General features: G+C 72.3%; 15 protein-coding genes. 14 read left to right on the forward strand and 1 reads right to left on the reverse strand.

Features of this window, described 5'->3' with window-relative positions; genetic code table 11:
• The first annotated feature begins 18 nt into the window (after positions 1 to 18).
• The 10 genes from folE to ABD993_RS00760 all read left to right on the forward strand — a co-directional run bounded on the left by folE (position 19) and on the right by ABD993_RS00760 (position 7593).
• Positions 19 to 609, forward strand: a complete 591-nt coding sequence (folE, locus tag ABD993_RS00715) for a GTP cyclohydrolase I FolE (protein WP_345411631.1) — start codon at positions 19 to 21, stop codon at positions 607 to 609.
• Complete coding sequence (gene folP, locus ABD993_RS00720) at positions 609 to 1475, forward strand: dihydropteroate synthase (RefSeq protein WP_345411633.1); 867 nt, start codon at positions 609 to 611, stop codon at positions 1473 to 1475. Before folE ends, folP begins: the two co-directional genes overlap by 1 nt.
• The gene (gene folB, locus ABD993_RS00725) at positions 1472 to 1861 is read left to right on the forward strand and encodes a dihydroneopterin aldolase (protein WP_345411635.1); all 390 of its coding nucleotides are present in this window, start codon (positions 1472 to 1474) and stop codon (positions 1859 to 1861) included. Before folP ends, folB begins: the two co-directional genes overlap by 4 nt.
• Positions 1862 to 1943: 82 nt before the next feature.
• Complete coding sequence (gene folK / locus ABD993_RS00730) at positions 1944 to 2447, forward strand: 2-amino-4-hydroxy-6-hydroxymethyldihydropteridine diphosphokinase (RefSeq protein WP_345411637.1); 504 nt, start codon at positions 1944 to 1946, stop codon at positions 2445 to 2447.
• Positions 2444 to 2905, forward strand: a complete 462-nt coding sequence (locus ABD993_RS00735; protein ID WP_345411638.1) for a DUF3180 domain-containing protein — start codon at positions 2444 to 2446, stop codon at positions 2903 to 2905. The genes folK and ABD993_RS00735 overlap by 4 nt, the downstream gene beginning before the upstream one ends.
• Before the next feature lie 37 nt (positions 2906 to 2942).
• Entirely contained in the window at positions 2943 to 4370 is a 1428-nt protein-coding gene (locus ABD993_RS00740; protein ID WP_345411640.1) for a PrsW family intramembrane metalloprotease, read from the forward strand.
• A gap of 173 nt (positions 4371 to 4543) precedes the next feature.
• The gene (locus tag ABD993_RS00745) at positions 4544 to 5491 is read left to right on the forward strand and encodes a Rossmann-like and DUF2520 domain-containing protein (protein WP_345411642.1); all 948 of its coding nucleotides are present in this window, start codon (positions 4544 to 4546) and stop codon (positions 5489 to 5491) included.
• Positions 5488 to 6351, forward strand: a complete 864-nt coding sequence (panC, locus tag ABD993_RS00750; protein WP_345411644.1) for a pantoate--beta-alanine ligase — start codon at positions 5488 to 5490, stop codon at positions 6349 to 6351. The genes ABD993_RS00745 and panC overlap by 4 nt, the downstream gene beginning before the upstream one ends.
• Before the next feature lie 10 nt (positions 6352 to 6361).
• Positions 6362 to 6769, forward strand: a complete 408-nt coding sequence (gene panD / locus ABD993_RS00755) for an aspartate 1-decarboxylase (protein WP_345411646.1) — start codon at positions 6362 to 6364, stop codon at positions 6767 to 6769.
• Positions 6766 to 7593, forward strand: a complete 828-nt coding sequence (locus ABD993_RS00760; protein WP_345411648.1) for a type III pantothenate kinase — start codon at positions 6766 to 6768, stop codon at positions 7591 to 7593. The genes panD and ABD993_RS00760 overlap by 4 nt, the downstream gene beginning before the upstream one ends.
• On the opposite strand, the gene ABD993_RS00765 is transcribed toward ABD993_RS00760, so the two are convergent.
• On the reverse strand, positions 7509 to 8234 hold the full coding sequence (locus ABD993_RS00765) for a class I SAM-dependent methyltransferase (RefSeq protein ID WP_345411650.1): 726 nt from the start codon (positions 8232 to 8234) through the stop codon (positions 7509 to 7511). The two genes, ABD993_RS00760 and ABD993_RS00765, sit on opposite strands and share 85 nt — an antisense overlap.
• A 122-nt stretch (positions 8235 to 8356) precedes the next feature.
• Here ABD993_RS00765 and lysS point away from each other — a divergent pair, with 122 nt between their 5' ends.
• From lysS to ABD993_RS00785, 4 genes are all read left to right on the forward strand, one after another.
• The gene (gene lysS / locus ABD993_RS00770) at positions 8357 to 9814 is read left to right on the forward strand and encodes a lysine--tRNA ligase (RefSeq protein ID WP_345411760.1); all 1458 of its coding nucleotides are present in this window, start codon (positions 8357 to 8359) and stop codon (positions 9812 to 9814) included.
• A gap of 103 nt (positions 9815 to 9917) precedes the next feature.
• Positions 9918 to 10259 carry a histone-like nucleoid-structuring protein Lsr2 gene (locus tag ABD993_RS00775; RefSeq protein WP_345411652.1) on the forward strand — a complete coding sequence of 114 codons (342 nt, stop codon included), beginning with the start codon at positions 9918 to 9920 and terminating at the stop codon, positions 10257 to 10259.
• Between the two features lie 138 nt (positions 10260 to 10397).
• Positions 10398 to 11204, forward strand: coding sequence for a siderophore-interacting protein (locus ABD993_RS00780; protein WP_345411654.1), 807 nt, complete (start codon positions 10398 to 10400; stop codon positions 11202 to 11204).
• Positions 11205 to 11426: 222 nt separating this feature from the next.
• Complete coding sequence (locus tag ABD993_RS00785; RefSeq protein ID WP_345411656.1) at positions 11427 to 13991, forward strand: ATP-dependent Clp protease ATP-binding subunit; 2565 nt, start codon at positions 11427 to 11429, stop codon at positions 13989 to 13991.
• Positions 13992 to 14538 lie beyond the last annotated feature (547 nt).

Raw genomic sequence — 14538 nt, forward strand, 5'->3', positions numbered from 1 at the left:
ACCACCGAGGGCGCTGCCGTGAACGGCCGCGCGGCGCCCACCGGAGTGGATCACGCGCGCGCCGAGGCGGCCGTCCGCGAGCTGCTGCTGGCGGTCGGGGAGGACCCGGACCGCGAGGGGCTGCGGGACACCCCGGCCCGGGTGGCGCGGGCCTACGAGGAGCTGTTCGCCGGGCTCTACACGGACCCGTCCGCGGTGCTGGAGAAGACCTTCGACGAGGGACACGGCGAGCTCGTCCTGGTCAAGGACGTGCCGCTGTACTCCACCTGCGAGCACCACCTCGTGCCCTTCCACGGGGTGGCGCACGTGGGGTACATCCCGTCGGTGGAGGGCAAGGTCACCGGGCTGTCGAAGATCGCCCGGGTGGTCGACCTGTACTCCAAGCGCCCGCAGGTGCAGGAGCGGCTGACCGGTCAGGTCGCGGACGCGCTGGTGCGCAAGCTCAACCCGCGCGGCGTCATCGTGGTGATCGACGCCGAGCACCTCTGCATGGCCATGCGCGGCATCCGCAAGCCGGGGTCGCGCACGACCACCTCCGCCGTCCGGGGGCTGTTCCAGACCTCCCCGTCGTCGCGCGCGGAGGCGTTGTCGCTGATCCGGGGCACCTGATGGCCGTCCCGGTCCCCCATCCGGGCCGGTGCGTCGTGCTCGGGATCCTCAACGTCACGCCGGACTCGTTCTCCGACGGCGGCCGGTACCTCGACCGTGAGCACGCCGTCGCGCACGGGGTCGCCATGCGCGATGCCGGCGCGGATCTCGTGGACGTCGGCGGGGAGTCCACCCGGCCCGGTGCCGTGCGGGTGGACGCGGAGAGCGAGCGGGCGCGCGTCGTCCCGGTGGTCCGCGACCTGGTCGCCGAGGGCGTGCGGGTCAGCGTGGACACCACCCGCGCGTCCGTGGCCGAGGCCGCGGTCGAGGCCGGCGCGAGCGTGGTCAACGACGTGTCCGGGGGGCTGGCGGATCCGCACATGGCGGTCGCCGTCGCGGGCTTGCGGGTGCCCTGGATCCTCATGCACTGGCGCGGGCACAGCGACCGGATGCACGAGCTGGCGTCCTACGAGGACGTCGTCGGCGAGGTGCGCCACGAGCTGGTCGCGCGGGTGGACGCCGCTGTGATGGCAGGCGTCGACCCGGACCGGCTGATCCTCGATCCCGGGCTGGGCTTCGCCAAGACCGCCGCGCACAACTGGGCCCTGCTGCGCAGGCTGGACGTGCTGCTCGCGCTGGGCTTCCCGGTGCTGGTCGGGGCCTCGCGCAAGCGGTTCCTCGGGCAGCTCCTGGCGGACGCCGAGGGCCGGGTCCGCCCTCCCGCGGGCCGGGACGGCGCCACGGCCGCGATCAGCGCGCTCGCCGCGGAGGCGGGGGCGTGGGGTGTGCGGGTGCACGCCGTCGAGCCCACGATGGACGCCATCGCGGTGTCCACGGCCTACCGGCTCGGCGCGTCCCGGGCCCGGACGGAGTCGGGGGACCAGTGACCGATCGCATCGAGCTGACGGGTCTCCGGGTGCGCGGGCACCACGGGGTGTTCGCGCACGAGAAACGGGACGGGCAGGACTTCGTCGTCGACATCACGCTGTGGATCGACCTCGTCGAGGCCGCCGCCACGGACGACCTCACCAAGACGGTGCACTACGGCGAGCTGGCCGAGCTGGCCGCGGGAATCATCGCCGGGCCCCCACGGGACCTGATCGAGACGGTCTCCGCCGAGATCGCCGACGAGGTGATGAAGGACGACCGCGTGCACGCCGTCGAGGTCACCCTGCACAAGCCGCACGCACCGATCCCGCTGGACTTCGCGGACGTCGCGGTGGTGGCACGGCGCTCCCGAGGGGCGGGCCGCGGGCGGATCGTCCCGGCATGAGACACCACCGACCGCACGAACGGCACTCTTGTGCGGACCTAGCGCACAAGAGTGCCGTTCGTGCGGTTCGGGGGGTGCGCTGATGACGCGTGCGCTGCTGTCCCTCGGGTCCAATCTCGGAGACCGGGCCGGGTATCTGCGGCTCGCGGTCGCCGGGTTCCGGGACGTGCTGGTCGCGGCCTCGCCGGTCTACGAGACCCCGGCGTGGGGCGGGGTCGAGCAGCCGGACTTCCTCAACGCCCTGCTCCTCGTCGAGGACCCGGACACCGACCACTGGGGCTGGCTGCGCCGCGCCCAGGAGCTGGAGAAGGCGGCCGAGCGTGTGCGCGAGGTGCGGTGGGGGCCGCGGACCCTGGACGTGGACGTCGTCACCGTCGACTCCGCCGACGGCCCCGTGACCAGCGACGACCCGGAGCTGCTGCTGCCCCATCCCGGCACCCCGGAGCGGGCGACCGTGCTCGTCCCGTGGCTGGACCTCGACCCCGACGCGGTGCTCCCCGGACACGGCAGGGTGGCGGACCTGCTGGCCGCGCTCCCGCAGGCCGAGGTCGCGGGGCTGCGCCGGACGGAGCTGAGGTTGCGGTGACCACGACCCGTCCCCGCGACCTGCTGCTGGCGTTCGTGGTCGCAGGCGTCGTCGGCAACCTGCTGGTCCTGCTCACCTACGGCACGCTGCCGAGCTTCCCCGCGCCCGCGGGCGCCACGCTCGGGGTGCTGGGCCTGGCAGAGGCGGCGGCCGGGTGGGTGCTCAAGGGCCGGGTCGACCGGCGGCCGGGCAGCAAGCCGGTGGAGCCCCTGGTCGCGGCCCGTGCCGTGCTGGTGGCGAAGGCCTCGGCGCTGGGCGGGGCGTTGGTCGCGGGGCTGTGGGCCGGCCTGCTGCTCTACGTCGCCCCGCGCGCGGGATCGGTCACCGCGGCGGCCTCGGACACGGTGGCCGCGGTCGTCGGGCTGGTGTGCGCGCTGGTGCTGGTGGCCGGGGCGCTGTGGCTGGAGCACTGTTGCCGCGCACCGGACGATCCCGAGGACCCCGACGCCGTCCGGTGATCGCGGAGTCCGACGGGCATCCGTAGGCTCCCGGGGTATGGCCTACCCCGTCCCCACCGGAGCGCCACCCGAGCAGACCCGGCACACCCACGCCGCCCGGCGGCGGGGCGTGCTGCTCCCGGTCGTCGGGTTGGTGGCGCTGGGGATCTGCGGGCTGGTCGTGCTCGGCATGGTCGGCAACTCCGTCGGGTTCGGCGGGGTGCTGGTGGGGGCGCTGTGTGCGCTGCTGCCCGTCGGTCCGGTCGTCGCCGCCTTCCTGTGGCTGGACCGCTGGGAGCCCGAGCCGCCGCGGATGCTGCTGGTCGCCTTCCTCTGGGGCGCCTGCTTCGCCGCGCTGTCGGCGCTGCTGATCAACTCCAGTGCCTCGCTGGCGGCGGACTCCCTGCTGGGCCGCGGCTCGGGGGACGTGCTGGGGTCGGTGGTGATCGCCCCGTTCGTGGAGGAGGGCGTGAAGGGCCTGTTCCTGGTCGGGCTGCTGGTCTGGAGGCGCCGCGAGTTCGACGGGATCGTGGACGGCGTGGTCTACGCCGGGATCGTGGCCGCGGGGTTCGCCTTCACCGAGAACATCCTCTACATCGGCCGCGCGTTCGCCGAGGACACGATGGTCGGCCAGAGCGGCGGGGTGCTCGCCGTGCTGCTGCTGCGCGGCGTGCTCTCGCCCTTCGCCCACCCGCTGTTCACCTCGATGATCGGGATCGGGGCGGGAATCGCCGCGGCCAAGCGCAGCGTCGCCGTGCGGGTGCTGGCGGTCCTGGCGGGCTACCTGGTCGCGGTGCTGCTGCACTCGCTGTGGAACGGCGCCGCCTCGATCCTCGGCGGCACCGGCTTCTTCCAGGTCTACGTGCTGATCATGCTGCCGCTGTTCGTCGCGGTGATCGTCGTGGTGGTGTGGCAGCGGCGCCGGGAGGCGCGGACGGTGGCCGAGCAGCTGCCGTCCTTCGCCCAGGCGGGCTGGATCGCGTGGAGCGAGGTCCCGCTGCTGGGCAGCCTGGCCCAGCGCAAGGGCTGGCGCCGCGAGGTCCGGCGCCGGTCCGGCCCGCACGCCGCCCGCGCGGTCGCGGACTACCAGGGTGCGGTCACCGAGCTGGCGTTCCTGCGCTCCCGGATCGCGCGCGGCGCCGTCCGGGACAGCGCCGAGGAGCTGCTGTCCGGGCGGTTGCGGGACCTGGCCAAGGCCCGCGCCCGCGCCCTGGGCATGCCGGACGCCCTCACCGCGGCCTGGGGCGGCGACCACCCGCCGGGCTGGGCCCCGCCCGCCCCCCACACGATCTCCGCGCCGCTGCCGCAGGCCCCGCCGCCAGGCTACGCACCCCCCGCGTACCCGCCGCAGCAGTACCCGGGCCGGCAGTACCCGCCGCCGGGCTACGGCCCCCCGCCGCAGCAGGGCGGCCCGACCTACGGTGCCCCCGGCCTCCCCGAGCCCCGACAGGGCCCGCCCCCGGGCTGGGGCGGCCCGCCACGCTGACCCGCAGACGGTCACGTGCGGGTGACCGGGATGTGACCGCCGCGTCTCGGTGAAGCGGGTCACCTGTGCTCCGCGATCAGAGTGCTCGGGCCTACCCTCGCAACCGTCGTCGATGAGTAGCCGACAGATCGTCCGGTACCCCTGGTGGACTGGAACGACTTCAGGAGCGCGTGATGAGTGCTGCCCGGCCCGCCCGGCTGGCCGTCGGAGTGGTCTCCGCCGGCCGCGTGGGTGCCGTCCTCGGCGCGGCGTTGTCCGCGATCGGCCACCGCGTCGTCGCCACCGCGGCCGTCTCCAAGGCGTCGCTGCACCGCGCCGAGACCCTGCTGCCCGGTGTCCCGGTCCTCCCCCCGGACGAGGTCGCGCTACACGCCGACCTGGTCCTGCTGGCCGTCCCGGACGACGTCCTGCCCGGCATGGTCCGCGGCCTCGCCGCCGCCGGTGCCTTCCGGCCCGGGCAGATCCTGGTCCACACCGCCGGGGCGCACGGGATCTCGGTGCTCGAACCCGCCGTCGAGCACGGGGTCCTGCCGCTCGCGCTGCACCCGGTGCTGACCTTCACCGGCCGCTCCGAGGACGTCCAGCGGCTCACCGGCGCGTGCATCGCGGTGACTGCCCGGGAGGACGACGAGGTGGCCTGGAGCGTCGGCGAGGCGCTGGTCCTGGAGCTGTCCGCCGAGCCCGTCCGGGTGCCCGAGCAGGCGCGCCCGCTCTACCACGCCGCGCTCGCGCACGGGGCGAACCACCTGGTCACGCTCGTGCGGGACTGCGCCGAGCTGCTCCAGCGGGAGGTCCTCGTCGCGACCTCGACCGGCAGCACGGACGAGTCCATGGTCGGTTCCGCGAGCTCCACCTCCGCCGAGCGGGTGATCGGCCCGCTGCTGTCCGCCGCCCTGGACAACGCCCTGCGCCACGGCGACCGCGCGCTGACCGGCCCGGTCGCGCGCGGGGACGTCGGGACCCTCCGCACCCACCTGCGCGAGCTGGACCGGGTGGACCCGGAGCTCGCCGACATCTACCGCGTCCTGGCCCGCCGGACCGCGCACCGCGCGGTCGCGGGCGGACTGCTGCCCGACCATGCGGCTGCCGAGGTCCGCGCCACGCTGGAGGAACACCGGTGAAGACCAGGAACGGCTACGCGCGCGGCGCGCTGACCGTGCACAGCGATCCCGCGGCGCTCACCGCGGTCACCCGTGCCCTGCGCGGCGCAGGCCGCAAGATCGTCCTGGTGCCCACCATGGGTGCGCTGCACGACGGGCACCGCGAGCTGATCCGGCACGCGCGCAAGGTGCCCGGCGCCGTCGTCCCGGTGGTGAGCATCTTCGTCAACCCGCTCCAGTTCGGGCCGAACGAGGACCTCACCCGCTACCCCCGGCCACTGGAGGCGGACCTGGAGGCCTGCCGCGAGGAGGGCGTCGAGCTCGTCCTCACCCCGCAGGTCGAGCACATGTACCCGCCGGGCTCGCAGACCCGGATCGTCGCGGGAGGGCTCGGTGCCGACCTGGAGGGGGCCTCGCGTCCGGGGCACTTCGACGGGGTGCTGACCGTCGTCGCGAAGCTGTTCCACATCGTCGGGCCGGACGTCGCGCTCTTCGGCGAGAAGGACTACCAGCAGCTCGCGCTGATCAAGCGGATGGTCCTGGACCTGGACTTCGGGGTGTCGGTCGTCGGCGTGCCGACGGTCCGCGAGCCGGACGGGCTGGCCCGCTCGTCCCGCAACGTCTACCTGTCCGCCGAGGACCGGGAACGCGCCCTGCTGCTCTCCCGGGCCCTGCGCGCGGGCGCCGCGGTCTCCGCGTACGGCGCGGACGCCGTCCTGGAGCGGGCCCGCGAGGTGCTGGCCGGGCTCCCGGTCGAGTACCTCGAGCTGCGGGACGCCGAGACCCTCGGCGCCCCGGTCCCGGGCGCCCGCGCCCGGCTGCTCGTCGCCGCACGGGTCGGCACCACCCGCCTCATCGACAACGTCCCCGTCCAGCTGTAGAGGAGTCCCCGTGCTGCGCACCATGATGACCTCCAAGATCCACCGCGCCACGGTCACCCAGGCCGACCTGCACTACGTCGGCTCGGTGACCGTCGACCGCGACCTGATGGACGCCTCGGGCCTGCTCGAGGGCGAGAAGGTCGCGATCGTCGACATCACCAACGGCGCCCGGCTCGAGACCTACGTGATCCCCGGCGAGCGGGGCAGCGGGGTGATCGGGATCAACGGCGCCGCCGCGCACCTCGTGCACCCGGGTGACCTCGTCATCCTCATCGCCTACGGGATGCTGGACGACGCCGAGCTGCTCACCTACTCCCCGAAGGTCGTCTTCGTCGACGGGGACAACCGGATCGTCGAGCTGGGCTCGGACCCCGCCCACGCGCCGGAGGGATCGGGCCTGGTGTCCGGCTCGCGATGATCCTCTGCGTCGACGTCGGCAACACCCAGATCGCCCTGGGTGTCTACGACGGCGAGACGCTGGTCCGGGACTGGCGGATGCGCACGGACCCGCAGATCACCGCGGACGAGCTGGAGGTCGCCTTCCGCGGCCTGCTGCGGGAGTACGCGAAGCGGATCACCGGGGTGGCGGCGTTGTCGACCGTGCCGACGTTGCTGCGCGAGCTGCGCCGGTTGTTCGACCGCAGCGAGGTCCCGTCGGTGATCGTCGGTCCGGGGGTGCGGACGGGCGTGCCGCTGCTCGTGGACAACCCCCGCGAGGTCGGTACGGACCGCGTGGTCAACGTGCTGGCCGCGCACCAGCGCTTCGGCACGGCCTGCGTCGTGGCGGACTTCGGGACCTCGACGAACATCGACGTCGTCTCCGCCAAGGGGGAGTTCCTCGGTGGCTCGCTCGCGCCGGGCATCGACATCTCGATGGACGCGCTGGCCGAGCGCGCGGCGGCGCTGCGCGTCGTCGAGCTGGTCCTGCCGCGGTCGGTCATCGGCAAGAACACCGTGGAGGCGCTGCAGTCCGGAGCGCTCTTCGGCTTCGCGGGCCAGGTCGACGGGCTGGTCCGACGGATCCTCGTCGAGCTCGGCCCCGCGGCGGGCCCGGTGACCGTGGTCGGCACCGGCGGGCTCGCGCCGCTGATGGAGGGCGTCTCGGACACCATCACCGAGTACGTGCCCGAGCTGACCCTGGAGGGTCTGCGGCTGACCTACGAGCGCAACGTGCGGAGCACCAGCGTGAAGCCGGGCAGCACGAACGACCCGGAGGCGGTCTCCGGGCGGGTTGCCAGGTAGTCGCGCATCCGGGCGAGCGCGGCCTCGCGGTCCTCCTCGCTGCTCGCCAGCGCCCACGACTGGGTGCGCACCGAGGCGACGAGGTCGTCCGTCGTCGTCAGGCGGTCGTTGCGGAACGTCGCGCGCTCGGTCGGGCCGAACGGCTCGGGGAGGTCGAGCTCCGCCCCGTCGCCGCCGCGCGGGTTCGCCATCCCGTGGGCCAGGGCCGAGGCGTACCCCGTCACCCAGTCGACGGCGCCGTCGTCGCAGTTCCAGAGGCCGGCGAACACCCCGCCCGGCCGCAGGACGCGGGCGATCTCCGGCCAGGCGCGCTCCGGGTCGAACCAGTGGATCGCCTGGCCCACCAGCACGGCGTCGACCGACGCGGTGGGCAGCGGGATGTCCTCCGCGCTGCCCTCCAGGGCCTCGACCTGAGGGAGGTCGGCCCGCAGCCGAGCCAGCATCCCCGGATCGGGATCGACGGCCACGACGTCTCGCTCGAGCAGCCTCGCCGTCAGCTTGCCGGTCCCGGCGGCGAGGTCGAGCACCCGGGGCCCGGGCGTGTGTTCGAGCGCCCACTCGACCGGCGCGGCCGGGTAGTCGGGGCGGTGGCGGGCGTAGTCGTCCGCGGCGGAGCCGAAGACGAGACGGCGTGGGGGCACCCGCCGACGCTAACCCGTGTCGTTCATCTCGACACCGGGGGGAAAGCGCGGAACGCGGCCGTCTAGCCTTTCTCGGCGTGACCGACGAGCCGCGCCTTCCCGTTGACGACCTGCCCGAGCAGATGCAGGTCCGCTCCAAGAAGCGCGCGGACATGCTGGAGGCCGGGCAGGACCCCTATCCCGTCGAGGTCCCCCGCACGCACACCCTCAAGGCCGTCCGCGAGGCGTACCCGGACCTCGAGTCCGGCGCGGAGACCGGCGACACGGTGACCGTCGTCGGCCGGGTGCTGTTCCTGCGCAACACCGGCAAGCTCTGCTTCGCCAAGCTCACCGAGGGGGACGGGACCGAGCTGCAGGCCATGCTCAGCCTGGCGAAGGTCGGCGAGGAGGAGCTGGCGCGCTGGAAGGCGCAGGTGGACCGGGGCGACCACGTGCTGGTCACCGGCGAGGTCGTCGCGTCCAAGCGCGGCGAGCTGTCGGTCATGGCGGACTCGTGGCAGATGGTCGCCAAGGCCATCCGCCCGCTGCCCAACGCCCACGACGACCTCAGCGAGGAGACCCGCGTCCGGCAGCGGTACGTCGACCTGATCCTGCGTCCCGAGGCCAGGGACATGGTCCGCACCCGCTCGACGGTGCTCCGCACGCTGCGCCGCCAGTTCGAGGAGTGCGGCTACCTCGAGGTCGAGACGCCGATCCTGCAGCTGCTGCACGGCGGCGCCACCGCGCGGCCCTTCGTCACGCACACGAACGCCCTGGACGCCGATCTCTACCTGCGAATCGCCCCCGAGCTGTTCCTCAAGCGCGCCGTGGTGGGCGGGATCGAGCGGGTCTTCGAGCTGAACCGGGTGTTCCGGAACGAGGGCATCGACTCGACCCATTCGCCGGAGTTCGCGATGTTGGAGGCCTACCAGGCGTATGCCACCTACGACGACATGGCCATTCTCACGCGCGAGTTGATCCAGGAATGTGTACGCGCCGTGTTCGGCTCGACCATCGTGCGTCACTCCGACGGGTCGGAACACGATCTCGGGGGTGAGTGGCGTTCGGTCACCCTGCACGATTCGGTGGCCGAAGCGGTCGGAGAATCGGTGACGCCGGACACCTCGGCGGAGGAGCTGAGGAAGATCGCGGCCACCCACGAGGTCGCCCTGAAGGATTCCTGGAGCGCAGGCGAGATCGTGCTGGAGCTGTTCGAGAAGCTCGTCGAGCACACCCTGCGGGAACCGACCTTCGTGCGCGACTATCCGGTCGAGGTCCGGCCGCTCACCCGGCAGCACCGAGACGACCCGCGGCTGGCCGAGGCGTGGGACCTCATCGTCTTCGGCCACGAGCTGGCCACGGCGTACTCCGAGCTGGTGGACCCGGTGGAGCAGCGGCAGCGGCTGTACGCGCAGTCCCTGCTCGCCGCGAAGGGCGATCCCGAGGCCATGCAGCTCGACGAGGACTTTCTGCGCGCGATGGAGTACGGAATGCCACCTACCGGCGGCATGGGAATGGGCGTGGACCGGCTCCTGATGACGCTCACCGGAACCGGTATCCGGGAGACGATCCTGTTCCCGCTGGTGCGGCACGAGGCGTAGGGTTCGCGCGCTCGACAACACGCGACGAATAGCAGTACTGTTTCCGCCGACGGCGCTGCCGTAGGAAAAGTCCTGTTTTCTCGATGTGTTGGAGGCTGCGGCGGTGGCGCAGATCCGTGAGATCAAGCTGATCGACGACCTGGACGGCAAGAAGGCCGACGAGACCGTCGAGTTCGGGCTCGACGGAAAGAACTACGAGATCGACCTGTCGAAGGGCAACGCCGACAAGCTGAGGGACGCGCTCGCGTCCTATGTCGGCGCGGCCCGGAAGGCGGCCGGAAGGCGGCGTGCGAGTGCGCCCGCGGGGTCGGCGAGCAGGCGGCCGTCCATCGATCGCGAGCAGAACCAGGCGATCCGGGACTGGGCCCGCAAGCGCGGGATGAAGGTCTCCGACCGCGGCCGCATTCCGGCCGAGGTGCTGGAGGCCTACCACCAGGAGAACTGAGCCCACTCCTGTCGCACGGGGCCGATCGGGGTGCACCCGATCGGCCCTTCGTGTTCGCGTGGCCCTCCGACTTAGGGTTGCCTCTCCACCCCTGCGGCGTAGCGTGGGACGTCGGATCCGCTTCCCCGGAGGTAGCCCATGGCGCGCCGCGTCACCACGCTGACGGTCGCCCGCACCGAGCGCATCACGCCGCACATGGTGCGCGTGGTCGCCACCGGTCCGGAGCTCTCGTCGTTCCCGGACACCGAGTTCACCGACCGGTACGTGAAGATTCTGTTTCCGGTCCCCGGTGTCGAGTACCCGGAGCCGTTCGACCTCGAGGTCGTCCGCGAGCAGCTGCCGCGAGAGGCGCAGCCGCGGGTGCGCACCTACACGGTCCGCGCCTTCGACCCCGCGAAGGCGGAGCTGACGATCGACTTCGTCCACCACGGCGACAGCGGGCTGGCGGGACCCTGGGCGGCGTCGGCCCGGCCCGGGGACACCCTGCGGCTGATGGGTCCCGGCGGCGCGTACGCACCGGACCCGGCGGCGGACTGGCACCTGCTCGTCGGGGACGAGGCCGCGATCCCGGCGATCGCCGCGGCGCTGGCGCGAATCCCCGCGGGCGTCCCGGTGCACGCGATCGTGCAGGTGGAGTCCGCGGCGGACGAGCAGCCCCTCGACACCCCCGGTGACCTGCGGCTGCAGTGGCTGCACCGGACCGGCGAGGGGCAGCTGCTCGAGGCCGTCCGCGGGGTGGAGTTCCCCGCGGGTCGGGTGCACGCCTTCGTCCACGGGGAGGCCGCGGAGGTCAAGGAGCTGCGCAGGCACCTGCTGAACGAGCGCGCCGTGCCCCGGGAGGACCTGTCGGTCTCCGGGTACTGGCGCCGCGGCCGGGACGAGGAGGGCTTCCGCGTGTACAAGCAGCAGGAGGCCGAGCGGGAGAAGATCGGCGCAGGTCGCTGACCGTGCACCCGTTCGCGCAGGGCTGAACTCCCGGGGTCCGGGAAGAGACGCGCAGCTCACATCGTTCTGTCGGGGTGAGTGCGTACCGTGCGCGTTACGTGACACCGCGGCGGAGGCGCCGTGCCGCTGGGGACCGATACAGTGGTAAGGGGCGCCCGCGGCGCAGTGTCACTGGGATGCTGGACGCGCCGCATGTGTGGGCGCAGCAGGCAAGGAGTGCAAATGTTCGAGAGGTTCACCGACCGAGCAAGGCGTGTTGTCGTTCTGGCCCAGGAAGAGGCCAGGATGCTCAACCACAACTACATCGGCACCGAGCACATCCTCCTTGGCCTGATCCACGAGGGTGAGGGTGTCGCCGCGAAGGCGCTCGAGTCGCTCGGGATCGCCCTGGAGGGCGTCCGGCAGCAGGTCGAGGAGATCATCGGTCAGGGCCAGCAGGCCCCGTCCGGTCACATCCCCTTCACGCCGCGGGCGAAGAAGGTCCTCGAGCTCTCGCTGCGCGAGGCGCTGCAGCTCGGCCACAACTACATCGGCACCGAGCACATCCTGCTCGGCCTGATCCGCGAGGGCGAGGGTGTCGCGGCTCAGGTGCTCGTCAAGCTGGGCGCCGACCTCAACCGCGTCCGCCAGCAGGTGCTGCAGCTGCTGAGCGGCTACCAGGGCAAGGAGCCCGCCGAGGCCAGTTCCGGCCGCGGTGAGGGCACCCCCTCGTCCTCCCTCGTGCTGGACCAGTTCGGTCGCAACCTCACCCAGCAGGCCCGCGAGGGCAAGCTGGACCCGGTCATCGGCCGGGCGAAGGAGATCGAGCGGGTCATGCAGGTCCTCTCGCGGAGGACCAAGAACAACCCCGTCCTCATCGGCGAGCCCGGCGTGGGCAAGACCGCCGTCGTCGAGGGGCTCGCCCAGGACATCGTCAAGGGCGAGGTCCCGGAGACGCTGAAGGACAAGCAGCTCTACACGCTGGACCTCGGCTCCCTGGTCGCGGGCTCCCGCTACCGCGGTGACTTCGAGGAGCGCCTCAAGAAGGTGCTCAAGGAGATCCGCACCCGCGGGGACATCATCCTGTTCATCGACGAGATCCACACCCTGGTGGGTGCGGGTGCCGCCGAGGGCGCGATCGATGCGGCGTCCATCCTCAAGCCCATGCTGGCTCGTGGTGAGCTGCAGACCATCGGCGCCACCACGCTGGACGAGTACCGCAAGTACGTCGAGAAGGACCCCGCGCTGGAGCGTCGTTTCCAGCCGATCCAGGTGGGCGAGCCGAGCGTCACGCACACCATCGAGATCCTCAAGGGCCTCCGGGACCGCTACGAGGCGCACCACCGGGTCACGATCACCGACCCGGCGCTCGTCGCCGCGGCCACTCTGGCGGACCGCTACATCTCGGACCGCTTCCTCCCGGACAAGGCGATCGACCTGATCGACGAGGCAGGCGCCCGGATGCGCATCAAGCGGATGACGGCCCCGCCGGACCTGCGCGAGTTCGACGAGAAGATCGCGAACGTGCGCCGGGACAAGGAGTCCGCGATCGACGCGCAGGACTTCGAGCGCGCCGCGCACCTGCGGGACTCCGAGAAGCAGCTGCTCGGCCAGAAGGGCGAGCGGGAGAAGCAGTGGAAGTCCGGTGACCTGGACGTCGTCGCCGAGGTGGACGACGAGCAGATCGCCGAGGTCCTGGCGAACTGGACCGGCATCCCCGTCTTCAAGCTGACCGAGGAGGAGACGACTCGGCTGCTCAAGATGGAGGACGAGCTCCACAAGCGGATCATCGGCCAGGAGGAGGCGGTCAAGTCCGTCGCCCAGGCGATCCGCCGGACCCGTGCCGGCCTGAAGGACCCGAAGCGCCCCTCGGGCTCGTTCATCTTCGCCGGCCCGTCCGGTGTCGGTAAGACCGAGCTCTCCAAGGCGCTGGCGAACTTCCTCTTCGGCGAGGACGACGCGCTCATCCAGATCGACATGGGCGAGTTCCACGACCGCTACACCGCCTCGCGGCTCTTCGGTGCCCCTCCCGGGTACGTGGGCTACGAGGAGGGCGGCCAGCTCACCGAGAAGGTGCGCCGCAAGCCGTTCTCGGTCGTGCTGTTCGACGAGATCGAGAAGGCCCACCAGGAGATCTACAACACGCTCCTGCAGGTCCTCGAGGACGGCCGCCTCACAGACGGCCAGGGACGCACCGTGGACTTCAAGAACACGGTCCTGATCTTCACCTCGAACCTGGGCACCCAGGACATCTCGAAGGCCGTCGGGCTCGGCTTCGCGCAGAGCAACGACGAGCAGTCGAACTACGAGCGCATGAAGACCAAGGTCAACGACGAGCTGAAGAAGCACTTCCGCCCGGAGTTCCTGAACCGGATCGACGACATCATCGTCTTCCACCAGCTCACGCAGCCGCAGATCATCCAGATGGTCGACCTGATGATCCGTCGGGTCGAGGCTGCGCTCGCCAACAAGGACATGGCCATCGAGCTCACGGACGCCGCCAAGGGCCTGCTGGCCCGCCGCGGGTTCGACCCGGTCCTGGGTGCCCGGCCGCTGCGCCGGACCATCCAGCGGGAGATCGAGGACCAGCTGTCCGAGAAGATCCTGTTCGGCGAGATCGAGCCCGGCCAGATCGTGATCGTCGACGTCGAGGGCATCGACGAGGACGCTCCCGAGGGCTCGCCGGCCCACGACGACAAGGCGACGTTCACCTTCCGCGGTGAGCCCCGCCCCCTCGCCGAGGTTCCGGACGCCCCGCCGGTGGACATCGCCGCCGGTGGCGGCACCGCCTCGGAGGAGTCCGCCTGATCGGCTAGCCGACGAGGAACGGCCCGCCTTCCCCACCAGGGAAGGCGGGCCGTCCGCTTTCCCGGACCGCCCGCGAGCCCCACCCCACCGCCCGTGGGTTCGACGACGACCGCCGGGGCGGGAGCGGCTCCCGCGTCGGCTGATCGTGACCGTGGGGGCCATGAGCTCGGTCCGGGCCGTCCCCGAGACCGAGCTGATGTCCGGCGCGCAGCTCTCCGCGGACGACGCCTGGCACACCGTCCGGCGTTCGCCGGGGACCAGCGACCAGCTCGTCGCGCCGCGGCGCAGCCAGGATCACGCGCCGGTGTGCGCGCCACGACCTCGGCTCGCCGTGGGCGCCGCGGTGACGGTCCTGGCCTGGCTCGCGGGTTCGGGCGCACTGGCGCTCTACGTGGTGGTGGGCGCCGACTTCGGCGACACCTACGGCCACTCACGGCGGTCATGGCGCTCTTGCTGTGGGCGAACGTCACGGGGATCGCCCTGCTGGCCCCCGACCACGTCGACGAGCACCCGCGCTCGCCCCGCCGCTGAGATGGCCCTCGTCCCG

It is taken from the genome of Pseudonocardia xishanensis (assembly GCF_039541715.1).
Lineage (GTDB): Bacteria > Actinomycetota > Actinomycetes > Mycobacteriales > Pseudonocardiaceae > Pseudonocardia > Pseudonocardia xishanensis.